Annotated in this window: 16 protein-coding genes, 1 tRNA gene and 4 pseudogenes; 14 read left to right on the top strand and 7 right to left on the bottom strand. The window is 44.4% G+C overall.

The features are described from left to right. Nucleotides 1–142: 142 nt before the first annotated feature. The 3 genes from NX722_RS07060 to NX722_RS07070 all read right to left on the bottom strand — a co-directional run bounded on the left by NX722_RS07060 (nt 143) and on the right by NX722_RS07070 (nt 2,215). On the bottom strand, nt 143–1,285 hold the full coding sequence (locus NX722_RS07060) for a Fic family protein (RefSeq protein ID WP_262567374.1): 1,143 nt from the start codon (nt 1,283–1,285) through the stop codon (nt 143–145). Between the two features lie 159 nt (nt 1,286–1,444). Then, the gene (locus tag NX722_RS07065; protein WP_262567375.1) at nt 1,445–1,858 is read right to left on the bottom strand and encodes a Fic family protein; all 414 of its coding nucleotides are present in this window, start codon (nt 1,856–1,858) and stop codon (nt 1,445–1,447) included. Between the two features lie 33 nt (nt 1,859–1,891). Continuing rightward, nucleotides 1,892–2,215: a Fic family protein gene (locus tag NX722_RS07070; protein WP_262567376.1), complete on the bottom strand. Its 324-nt coding sequence runs from the start codon at nt 2,213–2,215 to the stop codon at nt 1,892–1,894. 695 nt (nt 2,216–2,910) lie between these two features. Between NX722_RS07070 and NX722_RS07075 the strand changes: the two genes are divergently transcribed. The 3 genes from NX722_RS07075 to NX722_RS07085 all read left to right on the top strand — a co-directional run bounded on the left by NX722_RS07075 (nt 2,911) and on the right by NX722_RS07085 (nt 5,465). Continuing rightward, on the top strand, nt 2,911–4,047 hold the full coding sequence (locus NX722_RS07075; RefSeq protein ID WP_262567377.1) for a sugar transferase: 1,137 nt from the start codon (nt 2,911–2,913) through the stop codon (nt 4,045–4,047). Between the two features lies 1 nt (nt 4,048). Beyond that, nucleotides 4,049–4,858 carry a glycosyltransferase gene (locus NX722_RS07080; RefSeq protein WP_262567378.1) on the top strand — a complete coding sequence of 270 codons (810 nt, stop codon included), beginning with the start codon at nt 4,049–4,051 and terminating at the stop codon, nt 4,856–4,858. Between the two features lie 91 nt (nt 4,859–4,949). Continuing rightward, complete coding sequence (locus NX722_RS07085; protein ID WP_262567379.1) at nt 4,950–5,465, top strand: hypothetical protein; 516 nt, start codon at nt 4,950–4,952, stop codon at nt 5,463–5,465. Nucleotides 5,466–5,638: 173 nt separating this feature from the next. Here NX722_RS07085 and NX722_RS07090 read toward each other — a convergent pair. Then, nucleotides 5,639–5,872: pseudogene (locus NX722_RS07090) on the bottom strand (transposase); the annotation flags it as partial. 268 nt (nt 5,873–6,140) lie between these two features. Between NX722_RS07090 and NX722_RS07095 the strand changes: the two are divergent. The 4 genes from NX722_RS07095 to NX722_RS07110 all read left to right on the top strand — a co-directional run bounded on the left by NX722_RS07095 (nt 6,141) and on the right by NX722_RS07110 (nt 10,288). Next, entirely contained in the window at nt 6,141–7,502 is a 1,362-nt protein-coding gene (locus NX722_RS07095) for an IS110 family RNA-guided transposase (RefSeq protein WP_262563664.1), read from the top strand. A 125-nt stretch (nt 7,503–7,627) separates the two neighbouring features. Then, nucleotides 7,628–8,032 (top strand): transposase, encoded by a 405-nt coding sequence (locus tag NX722_RS07100; protein ID WP_262567380.1) that lies wholly within the window; start codon nt 7,628–7,630, stop codon nt 8,030–8,032. 70 nt (nt 8,033–8,102) lie between these two features. Continuing rightward, complete coding sequence (locus tag NX722_RS07105) at nt 8,103–9,305, top strand: ISL3 family transposase (RefSeq protein ID WP_262563714.1); 1,203 nt, start codon at nt 8,103–8,105, stop codon at nt 9,303–9,305. Further along, nucleotides 9,302–10,288: an IS701 family transposase gene (locus NX722_RS07110; protein WP_262567381.1), complete on the top strand. Its 987-nt coding sequence runs from the start codon at nt 9,302–9,304 to the stop codon at nt 10,286–10,288. The genes NX722_RS07105 and NX722_RS07110 overlap by 4 nt, the downstream gene beginning before the upstream one ends. 149 nt (nt 10,289–10,437) lie before the next feature. On the opposite strand, the gene NX722_RS07115 is transcribed toward NX722_RS07110, so the two are convergent. Together NX722_RS07115 and NX722_RS07120 are read right to left on the bottom strand one after the other, a co-directional pair. Continuing rightward, nucleotides 10,438–11,799 carry an IS110 family RNA-guided transposase gene (locus NX722_RS07115; protein ID WP_262567382.1) on the bottom strand — a complete coding sequence of 454 codons (1,362 nt, stop codon included), beginning with the start codon at nt 11,797–11,799 and terminating at the stop codon, nt 10,438–10,440. A gap of 302 nt (nt 11,800–12,101) precedes the next feature. Further along, nucleotides 12,102–12,342: pseudogene (locus NX722_RS07120) on the bottom strand (IS110 family transposase); the annotation flags it as partial. 66 nt (nt 12,343–12,408) lie between these two features. Between NX722_RS07120 and NX722_RS07125 the strand changes: the two are divergent. The 7 genes and pseudogenes from NX722_RS07125 to NX722_RS07155 all read left to right on the top strand — a co-directional run bounded on the left by NX722_RS07125 (nt 12,409) and on the right by NX722_RS07155 (nt 19,337). Further along, nucleotides 12,409–13,926, top strand: a complete 1,518-nt coding sequence (locus NX722_RS07125) for an IS1182 family transposase (protein ID WP_262563606.1) — start codon at nt 12,409–12,411, stop codon at nt 13,924–13,926. A gap of 195 nt (nt 13,927–14,121) precedes the next feature. Further along, entirely contained in the window at nt 14,122–15,639 is a 1,518-nt protein-coding gene (locus NX722_RS07130; protein ID WP_262567383.1) for an IS1182 family transposase, read from the top strand. Nucleotides 15,640–15,760: 121 nt separating this feature from the next. Beyond that, a pseudogene (locus NX722_RS07135) lies at nt 15,761–15,907 on the top strand (UTP--glucose-1-phosphate uridylyltransferase); the annotation flags it as partial. 120 nt (nt 15,908–16,027) lie between these two features. Continuing rightward, on the top strand, nt 16,028–17,092 hold the full coding sequence (locus NX722_RS07140; RefSeq protein ID WP_262566701.1) for an IS4 family transposase: 1,065 nt from the start codon (nt 16,028–16,030) through the stop codon (nt 17,090–17,092). Then, nucleotides 17,093–17,191, top strand: a pseudogene (locus NX722_RS07145) (UTP--glucose-1-phosphate uridylyltransferase); the annotation flags it as partial. Nucleotides 17,192–17,324: 133 nt separating this feature from the next. Beyond that, nucleotides 17,325–18,122, top strand: a complete 798-nt coding sequence (locus NX722_RS07150) for an undecaprenyl-diphosphate phosphatase (RefSeq protein WP_262567384.1) — start codon at nt 17,325–17,327, stop codon at nt 18,120–18,122. A gap of 393 nt (nt 18,123–18,515) precedes the next feature. After that, complete coding sequence (locus NX722_RS07155) at nt 18,516–19,337, top strand: Cof-type HAD-IIB family hydrolase (protein ID WP_262567385.1); 822 nt, start codon at nt 18,516–18,518, stop codon at nt 19,335–19,337. A 214-nt stretch (nt 19,338–19,551) separates the two neighbouring features. On the opposite strand, the gene NX722_RS07160 is transcribed toward NX722_RS07155, so the two are convergent. Then, nucleotides 19,552–19,628, bottom strand: a tRNA-Pro gene (locus NX722_RS07160). Between the last annotated feature and the right edge of the window lies 1 nt (nt 19,629).

The raw sequence follows: 19,629 nt of genomic DNA on the forward strand, positions 1-19,629 counted from the left end.
TTTGGTGCTATGTTGCATGAGAGGAGTAGAGTATTGAAGAGTGCTGATAATGGTCTCTTCTGTTGATTTCGATAACATGGATATTATGTCTGATGTGAGAGCTTCAAAAATTATACCTTCGGCAAACACAGAAAGCAGCTAATCAAATTCTAACAACCTGATAGCGAGTGCTGCGCCCACCCCCCGGGAGTTTCTCAATACACCCCTTGTTCATTAAATTCGACAAATGCCGTGTTGCCGTTGCTTTACTGACTTTGGCTACCTTTTGATACTGAGAGGCACTGATACCGGATTCAAAGCCTTTTTCACCGCCATCCAGTAACCGGTTGAGAACTTTAACCTGTTCCTCTGACAGGCCAGCATTATGAAACCGCTGCCAGAATCGGGTTTTATGTAACGTGCGGTCAATTTTGTCTAATGATGCCTGGATCGTTGCTTCAAGCATCTGCAAAAACCAGGCAAGCCAGTGTGTGATATCGGTATCATCACGCTGGCTTTGCTCCAGTATGTTGTAATAATCCTTCCGATTTTCCAGAATCACAGTGGATATGGCATAAAGCCGGATACTCTGGGCATCGGCCTGCGCCAGTGCCAGGTCGGTGATAGCCCGGGTTAATCGCCCGTTACCATCATCGAATGGGTGTAGTGTGACAAACCAGAAATGGCTGATAGCGGCACGGATTAACGGATCGCAGGTCGGATCATTTTTACTTTGGTTAAACCAGTCAAAAAAACGGGACAACTCTGGTTCCAGCTGGTTTCTCGGCGGAGCCTCAAAATGTACGGTAGGGCGATCAATACGTCCTGAGACAACCTGCATGGGTTCATCCCCTCGCAGTTGCCCCGCCTGAATGGATTGAAGTGAAAAACCGGTATCAGGAAACAGCCAGTGATGCCATTGGTAAAGACGATCCAGAGTAAGAGGTGACTCCAGGTTGGTAATAGCATCCAGCATCATCTCGGCCAGACCTTCTGTTCGTTCAGAGGTGGGATAAGCAACATCTTCCGAACCGGATAGCTGTAATCGTTTTGCCAGAGAGGAACGTACGGATTGTGCATTAAGACGTTCTCCCTCGATGGCTGAGGAAGTGATGATATTTTCCAGTAATGTATTAAGAGCTGAGTGACTGTCACTAGAATCCCCGTTGGCACTGGCCTTGCCCAGCAATAAGCCCAACTTTAATCTGGTATTTCTAAGCAAAGGCAGAACCACTTCTTCCTGCCAATGGAAATCAGGCCAGTCTTTTTGTTGCCAAATCCATTTTATGGACGAAAAATCATACACTTATAGATTCCTCAAATAGATAATGAGCCAATTAATATCATTATTCGGCTCAAGTTATGAGTTAAATAGTAGTATTAATTGGCTCATCAGACAATCCAAAGAAGCTGTGGGCTTGGGTTTATCACTTTATGACCCATGGATGCCTTACAGTGTGTTGTATTATTTACCCACCAGAGATAACCCTTCTGTAGAGATCAGGTAACTTTGTCTGGGACTGTTTGGTTTGTCAGGATTGGTCATAGTGATCAAACTCTGTTCCAGTGCCGGTTTGAGGTAGTTTTTACGGAAGGTCGGACGATGTTTTAACGCCAGTTTTTGCATCATATCCGGAACCTTCAGAGGTTCTGAAGGGTTGGAAATAAAGAGTCTGAGAAGATTTTTTACTTGGTCGCTTGCTTGGTCGCTTTTGTGGCCCGGCTCACTTTCAAGGGCTTCGTTGAGTGCCTGCTCAGCGGCTTTAAGAATGAATGCAATAAATGGCGTTGAGGCACTGGCATTATCTGATTCCCGAAGAGCCTGATAATAGGCACCCTGTTGATCGCGAATGATAGTCTCTACAGGAAGGTAAGCCATCGGTTCCCGCCACTTCGACAACATCAAGGTTTGTCAAAAGCGCCCCATACGATCATTGCCGTCAGTGAAAGGGTGTATGAATTCGAGCTCGTAATGAAAAATGCAGCTGGCAATCAGAGGGTGAACATCAGTGTCAGATACCCATGCCAGAAGATCAGACATCAGCCTGGCTACCTGTGATGCAGGAGGAGGCATGTGAATCAATTGCTCATCTCTGTAGATCCCGACGCCTGACTCCCGCAAGCTTCCAACCTGACTGGTCAACCCTTTCATAAGTAATGCGTGAACTTGTAGCAAGTCTTTCCAATAGCTTTTTTGAGGTGGACATGGCTGTTCAAGAAGGTTAGTCAGACTCATGGAATTATGGCTCAATACTGAAATATTGCCCCTTGGGGAACACTTTTAATTACACCCAGGGTGCGGCGTGCGTTTGACACGGGTCGTATGATTGATGTTCGGCGGCTGGCTGAGGATAATCGGATGCCGGATCGTTCATGAGGGCTGGCTGTGTGCAGGGCTTTGCTCTGTATGCGTTGTCGTATTTTACCTGCTAAGTTTTGCTCATGCCTGAATATCCATTATAAAAATAACTGCAATTCATGATGTTTTTCAAATTACGTATTGTAAGTCTGGTATAAATACTTAAACTTGCTGCGTTGTTCTGCACTGCCCTTATTGCCACTCTTCATCACTACCTGAACATGAAGAGGCTTGTTATCGAGGTGGTAATGGATATGTGTTGATCCTCATTAACCTGTATGTCTATGCAGATCTTTAGTAAAGGTAGTCTAAGGGTTTAGTCAGACTTAGTGAAATTGTGCGCTGACCGTTAAGGAAAAAGTGTGCTGTTTCTACTGTGGCTGTTTCGGAATGTGCGTGATTCGAGGGGCGGTAGCGTGTCGATTTTAAGTTCGTTGGCTGACGTTGAACACTTGTGATGGAATGACTTGAAAGTCAAAAGCAGTTGCCATTCTCCTTGGTAAGTAATTCAGGTTCTATTTTTTCAATAAAATACTTATCCAAGTGTATTTATTATTTTATCTTTGATGATTATGCCTCATATTGAAACCGAAAAAAGACATGTTTTTGATTGTAATGAGAAAAATATAAATAGATCATTAATAAAAAAGTCAGTTAGAAAAAAAACACATAAACAAAAAGTAGAGCATAAACCCAAGGCTGTTTTTGGTGAGTCCGGACATTTCGTAAGTGTTGAATATTTTTTGGAATCAGAAGAAGTATCTTCTGCAGATGAAGAAAAAGTTTGGACTTATGATAAATACGATTGTTCAGAAGTATTATACATCTATACACCAAAAACAAATATTGCATTACTAAGGCATGTTCTTGAAGAAAATAAAATAAATTATGTCATTAATGATTACTCAATCAAAGATAAGTATTTAAAAAATAAAACTGTTTGTCATTATCGAGCAGGTGAGCTTAAAGTAAGACAAAAAGAATTTATAGTAAAACAAATTAAGTACGGTGTAAAAGTTACTTCATTGATAGAAGCACTTGAAAATAAACTGGGTTACACAGAAGTGAGCCTTCTAAATTCTGATTTTTATTTTGACGACAAATCATTTTCAGTATTAAGACGAAAACACCATAGAATACCAAAAAGGTTTATAGACATAGCCCTTGTATGTCTGCTTGCTCCAATTGCTATTCCTATAGGCTTTATAACTGCTTTTTTTATTAAGATTGAAAGCCCAGGTTCTGTACTTTTTAAACAAAAACGAACTGGTCTTTATAATAGTGAATTTGAAGTTATCAAGTTCAGAAGTATGAGGAAGGATGCTGAAAAAACTGGTGCGAGGTGGGCATCAGAAAATGATAATCGAGTAACCAAGGTCGGTAAATTTATTAGAAAAACTCGAATTGATGAGCTTCCTCAATTGATAAATGTTCTTAAAGGTGAAATGTCGATGGTTGGTCCAAGGCCTGAGAGGGAAGTTTTCATAGAAAAACTTGAAAAAGAAATTCCTTATTACCGATTTAGGCACGCAGTTAGGCCTGGTGTGACTGGACTTGCTCAGGTTGAATACCCTTATGGCGCTTCTGTTCAAGATGCTGTATGGAAACATAAGTATGATATGTATTATATAAAACATCAGAGTTTTTGGCTGGATGTTAAGATACTTGCTAAGACAGTGACAACTGTGTTGTTTGGGAAAGGGCTATAGAGTGAAAACTTCGATATTAATGTCATTGTATGCTAAAGAAAAGCCCGAATATTTAAATGAATGCTTAAAGAGTTTACATAATCAAACACTAAAGGCAGATGAAATTGTCGTTGTTTATGATGGTCCCTTAAGTTATCAGCTGAAAGCAATAGTTGAAGTATGGTCTGTAAAACTGCCAATTAAAGTAGTTGTTTTAGAAAAAAATGTTGGCTTAGGAAACGCATTGCAAATTGGATTGAAACACTGCCACTATAATTTAATAGCAAGAATGGATGCAGATGATATATGTAAACCCTTTAGGCTTGAAAGGCAAGTTGATTGTTTTCTGAAAGATTCTAAATTGACATGCCTTGGTAGCTGGATAAATGAGTTTGATGATAGCGTTGAAAATATTACAAGCGTAAAAAAAGTACCACTTGATTACACAGATATTGTAAGATTTTCGAAATACAGAAATCCTATGAATCATATGACAGTAATGTTCAAAAAAGATGCTGTGTTAAAGAGTGGTGGGTATAAACATCTACATTTCATGGAAGATTATTACCTTTGGCTTAGAATGATAGCTAAAGGATATAAGTTTATGAATCTACAAGAAGTGCTTGTTGATGCAAGAACTGGCAGAGGTATGCTAGAAAGAAGAGGTGGTATTCAATACTTAAAGAGTGAGATTGAATTATCTAGATATAAATTTGAATTGAAAATATCATCAGCTTTAGAGGCATATAGTAGCTTAATGCTTAGGAGTACTTCTCGAGTACTCGGGGTTTCAGGTCGAAGACGAATATATAAATTTATTCGATCTAGATAATAACCGTATTCGATAATTATGATATGTGCTTTCGATGCTAAATATTCTTGTATATATTGAAAATATAGAGCGGCTTAATTTTTTTTGAAGCTTGACTGCCCTGATAGAAAAAATAAATATAACCGACAAGCTGTCTGTTTTTATATCCTTAAAAGTAATTGCTAAAACTGTATATTTAGTTCTACAAGGTAAAGAAAGTAAATTATTTAATGGCTATGAAAAATTGATTGACTACATTAATGGCTTGCAAAATGCACGAGAATGTTCATATTTTTTTCATAGCTATTATAAAAAAGTTAAAAAATTAAATAAACATTATGATTTTAAATCGTATTTTGTATGGAATGGCAATAATACGGCTTCTCTAGCAATAAAAGAAGCATTAGGCATAGAGTTGGGTACTTTTTTCGAGCTTGCAAATTTACCTAACAGGTTGTACGCAGGGAAAAATGGAGTAAATGCCCAGTCAATACTATATAGTAAACCTGAAATTCTTGATTCATTTAATTTGTCTAATTTAGATTATAAATCGTATGAAGAATGGCTGCGTATTCTGGTCAAAATGAACGGTGATTCTGGAAAGCGTGAACGCATTTTCTGGAAATAGGCGAAAATTGTTCACGCTTCGGCAGAATCAGTGTTCACGGAAAACCAGAAAACGTGTTCACGGTTCGCCAGAATGAGCGTTCACGGGAGGCCAGAATATGCAATGGCGTAGCACGTTTATAAGAAACAAGATCAATCATATTAAAGTACTACTTCAATCAAAGATCTTATCGGCTATGTTCCTTTAAATGGTTGAAAGCGGAATATGCTCATGATTTTATTGGCCAGCCGATCAAGTGTTAATGCTTTACCTTCAGTCAAAGCCCGACGCCAACCCAAGTAGCGAGACATATATTTTGTTGCAATACCGTGGAATATCCCGAATATCCACTTCTTCAGGTTACTGTGATAAGAGTTCACATGCTGTAAGTGAAAAACTCCATCAATAACCCTCTGACCAGCAGAACTCGAGTTTAGCGGACTAGCCCGCCCGGCGGGCACACAACCCAGAGTAACTCTTAGCTGCCAACCTCAATTCTTCGTCCTACGATAAGGAAGGAGGCATATCCGAGCCAGAGACCGAACGCACACTGGTGCTCTTGCCCGAAGTTTAGCGTGGTCGGGAGGCTGGCGACCGCATCACTGATGACGCCTGGCGATCTCGTTCAGAAGACTGCATATGATCGACAGCCCCATACCCGGATATGCCTTCGTTCAGTAGTGTAGGAACGCAGTCATGAAACACAACCCAAATCCGGCTAAAGTTCAAAAGCGGATATCTGGCCATCTAAAAACCGTGAACCTCTATGCTGCAGGCATTGATATTGGTTCAGAGTTCCACTTTGTTGCTGTCCCTAAAGAGCTCGATGAACAGTCGGTTCGGTCTTTTGCCTGCTTTACCTCTGATCTCGAAATGATGACTCAATGGCTCGTGAAAATCGGAATTACGACCGTGGTCATGGAGTCTACCGGAATCTATTGGATTCCCGCTTTCGAAATGCTTGAAGAGCACGGCCTTGACGTCAAACTGGTGAATGCTCGTCATGTTAAAAACGTCCCTGGTCGTAAAAGTGATGTGCAGGACTGTCAGTGGTTACAACAACTGCATACTCATGGCCTGCTTGAGGGAGCTTTTCGCCCTGAAGATCAGGTGTGTGCCTTGCGTGCCTATATGCGTCAGCGTGAAACCCTGATCCGTTACCGGGCGTCGCACATACAGCACATGCAGAAAGCTTTACGGCAAATGAACCTGTTGTTGGACAATGTCGTTGCGGATATCACTGGCAAAACGGGGATGGGTATCATTCTCTCCATTCTCGCGGGAGAGCGTGACCCAGAGGTACTGGCCAAACACCGGGACTCTCATTGTAAAAAATCAGAGAAAGTCATTGCTAAGTCACTGCATGGGCATTACCGGGTGGAACACCTATTTGCCTTAAAGCAGTCTGTTGAGCTTTATGATTTTTACGAAAAGCAAATTGAAGCTTGTGACAAGGCATTGGAAGACCAGTTGAACCAGTTTGATGATAAGTCCGAGAGTATCTCTCTGCCTGCAAAACGCAAATCAGCCAGCGCCCCTGCTTTTGATGTAAGAACTCACCTTTACCGGGTGACAGGGGTAGATCTGACATCGATTGAGGGAATAGAGGAAAATACCGCCCTGAAGGTAGTTTCTGAAATTGGTACAGACATGAGTCGCTGGCCGACAGTGAAGCACTTTTGTTCCTGGCTGGGACTGAGCCCGGGAAACAAGATATCAGGAGGCAAAGTGTTGAGCAGCAAGACCAAAAGAATCCCTAACCGGGCCGCTTCTGCTCTGCGTATGGCTGCACTGACTCTGGTGAGTTCGAAAAGTGCGCTGGGAGCCTATTATCGTCGAATGAGAAGTAAGCTGGGGGCACCAAAAGCGATTACAGCGACTGCACATAAACTTGCCCGGCTGATTTACAGCATGCTGAAAAACGGCTCAGAGTACGTAGATAGAGGTCAGGATTACTACGAGGAGCAATACCGTGACCGAGTCATTAAAAACATGAGAAAGCGCGCTGAAGACATGGGTTACAAACTGGTCGAAATTGAAACAGCCTCACCATCTTGACTCTATGCAAATAACTAGTCCCGAAGGAGTTACTCAGAAGAGAATTATAAGTACTAACGTTTCGTATTTTTTGATGCCGAAATAGGTTAAGCAACCGCTTCATCTACCAGGAAAAAGCGGTTGCCATGCTCACTTCAGATCAGAAAGTAATCCTTCGAGAGCTTTCTTTATATACGACATTTCTTGCAAAAGCGCTATCACCACTTGCGGCACCGACGTTCTGTGAGTTACTTCTGGGTGGCATGCTTTCTGGCGAAGGCTTTGTTACACAAGCCCTTCTGACGATCCACTACGAAAATTTCTGGAACAGCTACCATCATTGGGTCTCCCAAGGTAAGTGGCGTTGGCGAAACCTGGCGCATCGTCTGATATTGCTGGTCAGTTCTAAAGTGCCTGACGGTCAGACCATTCCCCTGATTCTTGACGACCTGACACTCGAACGTTGCTCTGACAAAGCACCGGCATGCCGAATACATCACCAACACAGCAAGAAAAAGAGGGGCTTTTACAGGTTGGCTGATGGAAAATGAGGGGTTGCAACAGAAATAGCCTTTCAGGAAAGATTGATTTGAACAGATCAAAATTTCTGAAGGATCAGACATGTGTACAACACCCTCACTACGTCCTATGTTCGCATTTCCCGGCTGGGTAATCGAGCAGATTGATATTGATTGGGAAGTCAAACAAGCTTTTGTCTATCTCCGCAGGGATGGCCGAATTCAGCACGAGAAATGCAGTCAATGTGAAACCCCTATGGGACAAATGAAGACAAAAGATCGGTGTGTCCAGGATTTACCACTGGGAGTTCTACAGGTAAATCTTCTCTTCACAGCTTTTCAGGGCCGCTGCTCACACTGCAACAATATTGAAACCGTTACTATTCCTGGTTTAACTCCCAAGGCTCAGGCAACCGATCGCCTTAAACGACACGTCAGCCATTTATGTCGCTATATGCCCTGCGACAAGGTGCCTGAATTCATTGCTATATCCGGTGGTACTGCCCGTCGTTGGGATAAAGAGATGCTGCTGAGAATGCTTCCAGCTCCAAAGCGTGACGGTATTCGCGCTCTGCTCATTGACGAAAAATCCATTGGCAAAGGCCATCAGTATCTTACCGTTGTTCTTAACGCCGACTCAGGAGAAACCCTCTTCCTTGGTGAAGGCAAGCGAAAAGAGACTCTGGATGAGTTCTTGAGCAGCCTGACTGAAGAGCAAAAAGCGAGCATCGAGTGTGTTGGCATAGACCGTGGTGGCAGCTATCAGGCTTCGGTGAAAGAGCACTTGCCCAATGCGGATATTGTATACGACAAGTTTCACATTATTGCCAATTATAATGATGTGATAGATCAGATAAGGCGCAGGGAGTGGCGTCAGGCTGAAGAAGAGAACAAGCCCTTTATCAAGGGTCAGCGGTTCAACCTGTTCATGAACCCTGAGAACCTGACTCCAAAGCGAGAAAGCAGTCTGAAAGAGCTCTTGAGCATGAACGAGGATCTCAATCAGGCTTACATCCTGAAAGACATGCTCAAACAGCTATGGACGTACACGTACAAAGCGTGTGCCGGCAAGTTTCTGGATAGATGGATAGAGTTAGCAAAAGAAACCGGAATTGCAGAACTTAAGAGGTTTGCTAAGGGCTTGGACAGGGCAAGAGAGGGCTTGCTGTCGTACTGCCATCATCGTATAACCAGCGCGAAGATTGAAGCTTTCAATGGAGTCATCAAACGGATTATCTACAAAGCTTGTGGCTACAATGATCTTGATTACCTCTATCTTAAAATCAGGCAGGAGGCTGTAAAATGATCAGCCAACCTGTAAAAGAGCCGAAAAAGAACCGGTGTACTTATCTTCTTGGTCAATGCTGGGTCTTTCTGGCTATTCCTTTCCAGAGACCATCAGACAAGGTGCATACTGCGGTTCCAGTGATGGCATTTCCATCACCTAAATCAGGCAATATCAGTAAACTTAAAATTGCAAAGGCCATGCTGAAATCTGTACGGCAGACTCTTCAGGGGCGAGCTTTGCGGCTACTCACTGACTGCTGGTTTATGAATCACACCATGATGCAGCCCGCGCTTGAGCTTGGGTATGAGGTCATTGGCCATATACCCAAAAACCGGGCACTTTATGCGCTTCCAGTCGATGCGCTTCCTCCCTCTCCTTTCAAAAGGAAAGGCCGCAAGCGTAAGTATGGTGTCAAAATGACACCTGAGGAAGTAGAGAAATTACCAGAGACCAAGATGACTCTCTGGCTTTACAGAAAGAACCGGACTGTCTCTTTTCGTTCCTGTATTTGCCGGGCTCGTTTTTTGAAAGGCCGTATTGTCCGAATCGTCTGGAGTCGTTTTGAAAACGACAAGGGAGAAACAGAAACCAAACTATTTCTGTCCACCAATCCTGACCTGAAAGCCGATGAAGTGCTATTAGCCTACTCGCTCAGGTGGCCTATAGAGCCTATGTTCCAGCAACTGAAACACGAGTTTGGATGCAAGCATTTATGGCAGCAGAAACTCAGAACGCTGTTACGATGGATGCACATTAAAATGGCAGGGTATGCGCTGTTGCAATTGCTGACCATTTGTCAAAATCCAGCGGCTATTGCCCTGGCCAAAACTGCCTGGAGGCATCCCGATACTGTCACGGCCGGAATGCTTAGGCGCGCGCTGTTTTGGATTATTCCGCAGTTTCGAATTCGTGGCTGCTGGAACCGATATGAGCAAAAATTAGAGCTGAAATTGCCGGATAAAAACGAACGTTCGGATAGTTTTTTGGAAAAAGCGGCATAAATGAACTCAGAACCAATGATTTAAACGGTTCAGGCAGGTTTAAATTGTGTGCCTGACGGGGTTGGCTGCGCCGACGCTAAATATTTTACCGAACGTTCATGTTTTAAGAACTTCTGAGTAACTCCTCCGGTCTCGCCACTTGCACAGAGTCAAGCTGGTGAGGCTGTTTCAACCCTGACCAGCTTGTACCCCATTTCTTCTGCACGCTTTTTCATATTTTTAATCACTCGGTCACGATACTGCTCCTCGTAGTAATCCTGACCTCGCTCAACATATTCTGATCCATTTTTCAGCATGCTATAAATCAGTCGTGCAAGTTTGTGTGCAGTCGCTGTAATCGCTTTGGGTGCACCCAGCTTACTTCTCATCCGGCGATAATAGGCTCCTAGGGCACTTTTTGAATTTACCAGTGTCAGTGCGGCCATCCTCAGAGCTGAAGCAGCCCTGTTTGGAATCCTTTTGGTCTTACTGCTTAACACCTTTCCCCCGGATATTTTGTTTCCGGGACTCAGCCCCAGCCAAGAACAAAAGTGCTTCTCTGTCGGCCAGCGGTTCATGTCCGTCCCGGTCTCAGAAATAACTTTCAGGGCGGTATTTTCTTCTATCCCCTCGATCGCTGTCAGATCGACCCCGGTCATCCTGTAAAGGTGAGCTCTTACATCAAAACCGGGGGCGCTGGCTGATTTTCTCTTTGCAGGCAAGGAGGCGCTTTCGACCTGATCATCGAACTGACTCAGCTGATTCTCAAGCGCCTTATCACAAGCTTCGATTTCCTTTTCGTAAAAATCATAAAGCTCAACGGCCTGCTTCAAAGCAAACAAATGCTCTGCCCGATAGTGTCCATGCAATGATTTAGCAATGACTTGCTCTGATTTCTTGCAATGGGAATCACGGTGGCTCGCCAATACTACAGGATCGCGCTCACCCCTGAGGATGGAACGAATGATGCTCATCCCGGTTTTGCCGGTAACATCCGAAACGACATTATCCAGCAGCAGGTTCATTTGGCGTAAGGCTTTCTGCATGTGCTGTATGTGCGACGCTCGATAGCGGATCAGGGTTTCACGTTGGCGCATGTAAGCACGCAGAGCGCACACCTGATCTTCAGGACGAAAAGCACCTTCAAGCAAGCCATGTGTATGCAGTTGTTGTAACCACTGGCAGTCCTGTACGTCACTTTTACGACCAGGGACGTTTTTAACGTGGCGTGCATTCACCAGCCTGACTTCAAGCCCGTGCTCTTCAAGCATTTCGAAAGCAGGAATCCAGTATATTCCGGTGGACTCCATGACTACGGTGGTAATCCCGATACATACAAGCCACTGGGCCATCATCTCGAGATCAGCAGTGAAGCAGGCAAAAGACCGGACAGGCTTATCATCCAGCTCTTCAGGGACAGCAACAAAGTGGAACTCTGAGCCAATATCAATGCCTGCCGCGTAGAGGTTGACGGTTTTAAGGTGACCAGATATTCGTTTTTGTGCTTTAGTGGGTTTTGGGTTGTGCTTCATGACTGCCTACCTATACTCCAGAGCGAAGGCATATCTGGGTATGGGGCTGTCGATCATATGCAGTCTTCCGAACGAGATCGCCAGGCGTCATCAGTGATGCGGTCGCCAGCCTCCCGACCACGCTAAACTCCGGGCACGGGGCACCAGTGTGCGTTCGGCCTTTGGCCTGGATATGCCTTCCTTCTTATCGTAGAACGAAGGCTCAAGGTTAGCTTAGTAAAAGAGTTACTCTGGGATGTATGCCCGCAGGGTGGGCTAGTCCGCTTCTGAGTAACTCCTCCGGTCTCGCCACTTGCACAGAGTCAAGCTGGTGAGGCTGTTTCAACCCTGACCAGCTTGTACCCCATTTCTTCTGCACGCTTTTTCATATTTTTAATCACTCGGTCACGATACTGCTCCTTCTGAGTAATCCTGACCTCGCTCAACATATTCTGATCCATTTTTCAGCATGCTATAAATCAGTCGTGCAAGTTTGTGTGCAGTCGCTGTAATCGCTTTGGGTGCACCCAGCTTACTTCTCATCCGGCGATAATAGGCTCCTAGGAGCCTGACCGAGAATAGGATTTATCTGATATAATAGCGTTCAAAACGCAGCCCTGATGAAGCCTGATGTCGCCACCACCAAAATTCAAGGATAGCCCTGTTGAGTTCGACCAGCACCTGCTGTTTCCAACCAACATCTTTGATCTTCTTCCCAAAGATCATGACTGCTACATCTATGAGACCATCTTCCAGAACATTGATACCTCGGAAGTTGAAAAGCAGTACCATCACCTTGGACAGCATGCCTACCCACCCAAGCTGATCGTAGGTATCCTGATCTACGCCTACAGTCATGGTGTATTCAGCTCCCGTGAAATAGAAAAACGGTGTCGGCAGGACTTGGCATTCATGTACATCTCTCAGATGAATTGCCCAAACTTTCGGGTCCTGGGGGACTTCCGCAAAAACAACCTGTCGTTTTTTCATGACTGTTTCAAACAGTCCGTCAAGCTGGCGATGGAGCTGAAACTGGCATCGCTTGGGCATATCAGCCTGGATGGTTCGAAATTCAAAGCCAACAGTTCAAAGCATAAGGCCATGAGCTACGGCCGGCTTAAAGCCAAAGAGGCAGAACTCAGCGCTGAGGTTGATGAACTGATCAAAAAAGCCAGCCAGTGCGATCAGGAAGAAGACGACGCCTACAAAGAAACCAATGGCTACAGTATTCCTGAAGACCTCCAGTTTAAAGAAGAACGGCTGAAGAAAATTAAGGCTGCCAAAAAAGCACTGGAAGAGCGTGAGAAAGCCCTCAATCCGGACGAGCCAATAGACGACAAGAAACAGATTAGCTTTGCAGACCATGATGCCCGGGTGATGAGCAAGAAAGGGTACTGCGAATACAGCTACAATGCCCAAATTAATGTAGATGCGGATCACCAGATCATTGTTGGCCAACACATCAGCCAGCGCGCCAACGACGTACAGGAAGTAGAACCTGCTCTTCAGGCTTTGTCAGAATCTACCGATGGCGCAGCTGTGGATAAATGGAGTATGGACAACGGCTATTTTTCAGGGCCAAATCTGCACACCTTGGATAAACACGGAATAGACGGTTATATCGCTACTGATAAGGAAGAAAAACCGGCTGTCACGAACCTTGAAAATACTGATCGAAAATTTGTCAAAGCGGATTTTACATACAATATTGAAGCTGACGTCTTCATCTGTCCGGCTGGGGAAAAATTGGTTACCAATCCAGCCAGTAAAGCTAAGAGGAAAGGCTACCGGGCAAACAAGGAAGTATGCCGAGAGTGCGCTTACCGCTCCAGATGCAGTGGCTCCAAGAAAAGTGCAGGCAAGGTAATTCGCACAGACAAGTTTGAAACTGCACGACAAGCCATGAATAAAAAAATGGAAACAAGCGAAGCGAAAGCGGTATACGAACGTCGCAAAGTAATAGCGGAACCGCCGTTTGGTCAGATAAAAAACTCTGGATTCAGGAGTTTCAGTCTGCGCGGGAAAGAGAAAGTGGAAGCAGAGTTTTCACTGGTATGCACAGTGCATAATTTCAAAAAAATTGTGAAGAAAGCTTTAACGGGGTCACTCCGTCTTGAGGATTTAAAAAAGGTTGAAAAAGCGGCATAAAGGTAAAGAAAAGCTGTAAATTGGCAAAAATGAGCAAATCAACCTCAAAAAGTGGTTGTTTTTTGCTCATTTTGAATTTTGCGAAACCTTTAGGAGGACTGCCTAAGCTATTCTCGGTCAGGCTCCTAGGAGCCTGACCGAGAATAGGATTTATCTGATATAATAGCGTTCAAAACGCAGCCCTGATGAAGCCTGATGTCGCCACCACCAAAATTCAAGGATAGCCCTGTTGAGTTCGACCAGCACCTGCTGTTTCCAACCAACATCTTTGATCTTCTTCCCAAAGATCATGACTGCTACATCTATGAGACCATCTTCCAGAACATTGATACCTCGGAAGTTGAAAAGCAGTACCATCACCTTGGACAGCATGCCTACCCACCCAAGCTGATCGTAGGTATCCTGATCTACGCCTACAGTCATGGTGTATTCAGCTCCCGTGAAATAGAAAAACGGTGTCGGCAGGATCTGGCATTCATGTACATCTCTCAGATGAATTGCCCAAACTTCCGGGTCCTGGGGGACTTCCGCAAAAACAACCTGTCGTTTTTTCATGACTGTTTCAAACAGTCCGTCAAGCTGGCGATGGAGCTGAAACTGGCATCGCTTGGGCATATCAGCCTGGATGGTTCGAAATTCAAAGCCAACAGTTCAAAGCATAAGGCCATGAGCTACGGCCGGCTTAAAGCCAAAGAGGCAGAACTCAGCGCTGAGGTTGATGAACTGATCAAAAAAGCCAGCCAGTGCGATCAGGAAGAAGACGACGCCTACAAAGAAACCAATGGCTACAGTATTCCTGAAGACCTCCTGTTTAAAGAAGAACGGCTGAAGAAAATTAAGGCTGCTAAAAAAGCACTGGAAGAGCGTGAGAAAGCCCTCAATCCGGACGAGCCAATAGACGACAAGAAACAGATTAGCTTTGCAGACCATGATGCCCGGATGATGAGCAAGAAGGGGTACTGCGAATACAGCTACAATGCTCAAATTAATGTAGATGCGGATCACCAGATCATTGTCGGCCAACACATCAGTCAACGCGCCAACGACGTACAGGAAGTAGAGCCTGCTCTTCAGGCTTTGTCAGAATCTACCGATGGCGCGGCTGTGGATAAATGGAGTATGGACAACGGCTATTTTTCAGGGCCAAATCTGCACACCTTGGATAAACATGGAATAGACGGTTATATCGCTACTGACAAGGAAGAAAAACCGGCTGTTACGGACCTTGAAAATACTGATCGAAAATTTGTCAAAGCGGATTTTACATACAATATTGAAGCTGACGTCTTCATCTGTCCGGCTGGGGAAAAATTGGTTACCAATCCAGCCAGTAAAGCTAAGAGGAAAGGCTACCGGGCAAACAAGGAAGTATGCCGAGAGTGCGCTTACCGCTCCAGATGCAGTGGCTCCAAGAAAAGTGCAGGCAAGGTAATTCGCACAGACAAGTTTGAAACTGCACGACAAACCATGAATAAAAAAATGGAAACAAGCGAAGCGAAAGCGGTATACGAACGTCGCAAAGTAATAGCGGAACCGCCGTTTGGTCAGATAAAAAACTCTGGATTCAGGAGTTTCAGTCTGCGCGGGAAAGAGAAAGTGGAAGCAGAGTTTTCACTGGTATGCACAGTGCATAATTTCAAAAAAATTGTGAAGAAAGCTTTAACGGGGTCACTCAGTCTTGAGGATTTAAAAAAGGTTGAAAAAGCGGCATAAAGGTAAAGAAAAGCTGTAAATTGGCAAAAATGAGCAAATCAACCTCAAAAAGTGGTTGTTTTTTGCTCATTTTGAATTTTGCGAAACCTTTAGGAGGACTGCCTAAGCTATTCTCGGTCAGGCTCCTAGCAACCTGGCCATTATTGGTCGTTATATCCTGACTCCGGATATTTTTGATCTGATCACCGACACTCAGCCAGGAAAAGGTGGTGAAATACAGATCACCGATGCCCTGATGGCTCAGGCTGAACGTGGTTGTGTCCTAGCGCTATGTACGGGACAAAAAATTATAAACTCTTGATTTATCGGGTCTGGAGGGTATGAGCTGACCTTTCCATCAGGTAACCTATCCGGTCTCTCAACTCCGTAAAGTTTACCGTTGTCGTACATGGAAGAAGTCAGCTCATTAGCCGAGAAGCTTAAGGCTCATTTACCCCTGCATCAAGCCCGAATCAACTTCATCTCACAATTTGTTCTATCTTTGATACGCGCCCGTTCTACTAATCTCTACCGAGTAGCCGAAGAGTTCCAGTCTGAAGCCGATGCCGAATCCAGTTATCGACGCATCAAACGGTTCTTTGCTGGTTACGAATACAGCTATGAGCAGTTGGGGGAATTTATCCTGAGCTGCCTCGATATGGATCGCTATACGCTATGCATGGACAGAACCAATTGGAAGCATGGCTCTAAGGATGTGAACTATCTGGTGGTCTCTATTTCCTGGCAAGGAAACTCTATACCCATTGTCTGGGAGTGTCTGGACAAACGTGGTGGCAACTCCAATACAGATGAACGCATTGCCTTGATAGAGCGGGTTTTGAAGATTATTCCGGCGGAAAAAATTGACAACCTTCTGGCTGATCGTGAGTTCATAGGTCATGACTGGTTTGAGTGGTTGCGACAGAAGAAAATATTGTGTCGCCTCCGTATAAAAGGTGATGTCGCAGTAGAGCATGACAATCGCAAAACCACAGCGGGGAAGCTTTGCCGTAGTGTGAAGTTTAATCAAACCGTCACTTGGCATACCAGAAAAAAAGTGGCGGGAGTACCGCTTTACATTGCTGCGCACCGCACCTTGAAAGGGTTGCTCATAGTTGTGGCTACTGAAAAGCCGGACGGCATGATCGAGGACTATTACAAACGCTGGGATATAGAAACGCTGTTTGGTTGTTTGAAAAGTCGTGGGTTCGATATGGAGTCTACACATATGACGAAGCACGACCGCATGGACAAACTTATGGGACTCCTCGCCATTGCGTTCGCGTGGTGTCTGCTTGTGGGGCACTGGCATTACGGTGAGGCTAATCAGCTCCCACTGAATAAACATAACAGACCAGCAAAAAGTCTGTTCAGACTGGGGCTTGACATGCTCAGACGAGTACTTAAAAACAAATGCGCAAAAAATGATCAGATTGCATTTCAGGAGCTGTTAAATGTTTTGTCCCGTACATAGGTCCTAGCGTACAAATTCAAGGGGCAGCGTTTCGATTGTGGCAGTATTGAAGGTTTTATAGAGGCCACGAATTACTGTTATGATACGTTCCGCAAGTAACTGATTGTTTGTCGCCAGAGATACTACTGGCTGTCAATAGTATCTGAAAGGCATACAGGAGCCAATTACAGCGCCTGTATGCCTTTTTTATTGTCTGTATTTTCGTTAATAAAAGTTGTAGCGCTTAATCATTATGGATGCTGTTCAAATTACTGTACTCGCCCTGATACAGGGCATTACCGAGTTTCTGCCTATTTCCAGCTCAGGACACCTGATTCTTCCAGCGCAACTGCTGGGTTGGGAGGACCAGGGAATTGCCTTTGATGCTGCGGTGCATATCGGCACACTGGTTGCCGTGATGTTGTATTTTCGCAAGGATATCTGGTTGCTGATCCGAGACTGGACGCTTTCACTGGCAGGCAAAGGAACCACAGAATACAGCCGGATGGCATGGTACGTTGGATTGGCGACATTTCCTGCGGTTATTTTCGGGTTGTTGCTGAAAATGTATGGGATTGACGAAGCCATGCGCTCCACGCATGTCATTATTGCTACAACTCTGATATTTGGCACCCTGATGGGCGTTGCTGATTATTTTGGCAAACGTAAAACCAGTATGTCAGGTATGACTCTGAAATCTGCCATGGCGATTGGTTTTGCCCAAGCCATCGCCCTGATTCCGGGTACTTCACGCTCCGGAATCACCATTACTGCTGCCCTGATGCTCGGTTTTAAACGGGAAACCGCCGCACGATTTTCTTTCCTGCTCTCAATCCCCGTTACACTGGGTGCCAGTTTGCTGGTGATCCTGGATCTGGTGAAATCTACTGAGGTGGTGATCTGGAGTGAACTGATCGCCGGAGCGCTGATTTCCGGTGCCAGTGCTATGCTATGTATTCATTTTTTCCTTGGCATGATCAGTCGGGCAGGATTGATGCCATTTGTCATTTATCGACTGTTACTGGCTCTGATGTTATTAATCATTATTTAATTAAGGCTTTGAACGTGACAGAAGCCCTGAGTACTCTGGGGATGTTGGTCGAATTCTGGGTGTTGTTGGTACCAAAGAAAGTCTCTATCCGGTGATGATTGGTATTGGTATTGGTATTGGTATTATTAATGCCTTTATTGCAATGTTTTTGATGAATATTCTTATCTGAAACAGACAGCTATTGTTAAGACATTTCGGGCAGTACGTTCTGTAAAAGATGTACTGACTTAAAATTAGAAGGTCATTTGCATTATGCACTGGCTTTTTTTGTACCTTTCGTGACCGGACAGATTGCACGAATGTTTCCTCATTGAAATTCAGTCAATCAGTCAATAAGATTGCGGCAGCTATTAAGCTGTTAAGCATTCTACATATTAACCAGCGCAGGATTACATGACCGATTCTTCTGTAAAATTTATTGCCACTGATATGGACGGAACCCTGCTTGATGGACAGGGACAGCTGGACTCAGCCTTTTTTGATCTCCATCAGCAACTTGAACAAAGAGGTATTCTGTTTGCTGCTGCTTCCGGAAGACAATACTACAGTCTGAGAGAAACGTTCAAGCCAATCAAAGATCGGATGATTTTTATTGCTGAAAACGGCACGCTGGTTATGCATAAAGACAAAGAGTTGTATAGCTGCACCATTAATAAGACAGCTACTCACCAAATTATTGATGAGGCCAGGGGCGTTCAGGGAGCCCATCTGGTGCTGTGTGGTAAACGATCGGCTTATGTTGAAACCAGCGATCAACAGGCGATGGCTGAAATTAAGAAGTATCACCATCGTTGCGAACAGGTCGATGATCTGAAAAGGGTTGAAGATGATTTCATCAAAGTAGCGATCTGCCATTTTGATGGTACTGAGGAAAATGTTTACCCTACGCTTAAACAGCGGTTTGGTAATGATCATCAGGTGGTAGTCAGTGGTCAAATCTGGCTGGATCTGATGAATATTGAAGCCTCTAAGGGTAAAGCCATTGAATACCTGCAAAAGTCTCTGGGTTTTACCTATGAGCAAACCATGAGTTTTGGTGATTACTTCAATGACATTGAAATGCTGCAGGCCAGTTACTATTCCTATGCTGTAGAAAACGCTCACAAAGACGTGAAAGCTTTTGCTCGTTTTAATGCTCCAAGTAATGAGCAGTTCGGGGTTATGCAAGTTATCAGGAAGTTACTGGATAATTCTTCATCGCTGTGTATTGCTTGAAAAGCAAAGCGAAGGATCAGCTGTTTATTCAGTTGATCCTTTACTGAAAAGGCATTTATTTTATTCGCTATACAGCTTGTTTTTGGTCAGGATAATAAACTCAGGGACCGAGTTTTCTGAATTATCTGGTTTAGGGAAGATTAATCAGGATAGGTGATCGTTAAGCAGAAGCTTAAATGATCAGCAAGGCAAGTACTCTTTTCTAAAAATTTATTGGTCGGAGCGAGAGGATTTGAACCTCCGACCCCCACAACCCCATTGTGGTGCGCTACCAGGCTGCGCTACGCTCCGA

Origin of the sequence: Endozoicomonas gorgoniicola (assembly GCF_025562715.2) — a bacterium.
GTDB lineage: Bacteria > Pseudomonadota > Gammaproteobacteria > Pseudomonadales > Endozoicomonadaceae > Endozoicomonas_A > Endozoicomonas_A gorgoniicola.

Bases quoted from the DNA above. Each gene is read 5' to 3' on its own strand.
- NX722_RS07065 (WP_262567375.1), bottom strand. From the start codon at position 1,858: ATGGCTTACCTTCCTGTAGAGACTATCATTCGCGATCAACAGGGTGCC.
- NX722_RS07070 (WP_262567376.1), bottom strand. From the start codon at position 2,215: ATGAGTCTGACTAACCTTCTTGAACAGCCATGTCCACCTCAAAAAAGC.
- NX722_RS07075 (WP_262567377.1), top strand. From the start codon at position 2,911: ATGCCTCATATTGAAACCGAAAAAAGACATGTTTTTGATTGTAATGAG.
- NX722_RS07095 (WP_262563664.1), top strand. From the start codon at position 6,141: ATGAAACACAACCCAAATCCGGCTAAAGTTCAAAAGCGGATATCTGGC.
- NX722_RS07100 (WP_262567380.1), top strand. From the start codon at position 7,628: ATGCTCACTTCAGATCAGAAAGTAATCCTTCGAGAGCTTTCTTTATAT.
- NX722_RS07105 (WP_262563714.1), top strand. From the start codon at position 8,103: ATGTGTACAACACCCTCACTACGTCCTATGTTCGCATTTCCCGGCTGG.
- NX722_RS07110 (WP_262567381.1), top strand. From the start codon at position 9,302: ATGATCAGCCAACCTGTAAAAGAGCCGAAAAAGAACCGGTGTACTTAT.
- NX722_RS07115 (WP_262567382.1), bottom strand. From the start codon at position 11,799: ATGAAGCACAACCCAAAACCCACTAAAGCACAAAAACGAATATCTGGT.
- NX722_RS07125 (WP_262563606.1), top strand. From the start codon at position 12,409: ATGTCGCCACCACCAAAATTCAAGGATAGCCCTGTTGAGTTCGACCAG.
- NX722_RS07130 (WP_262567383.1), top strand. From the start codon at position 14,122: ATGTCGCCACCACCAAAATTCAAGGATAGCCCTGTTGAGTTCGACCAG.
- NX722_RS07140 (WP_262566701.1), top strand. From the start codon at position 16,028: ATGGAAGAAGTCAGCTCATTAGCCGAGAAGCTTAAGGCTCATTTACCC.
- NX722_RS07150 (WP_262567384.1), top strand. From the start codon at position 17,325: ATGGATGCTGTTCAAATTACTGTACTCGCCCTGATACAGGGCATTACC.
- NX722_RS07155 (WP_262567385.1), top strand. From the start codon at position 18,516: ATGACCGATTCTTCTGTAAAATTTATTGCCACTGATATGGACGGAACC.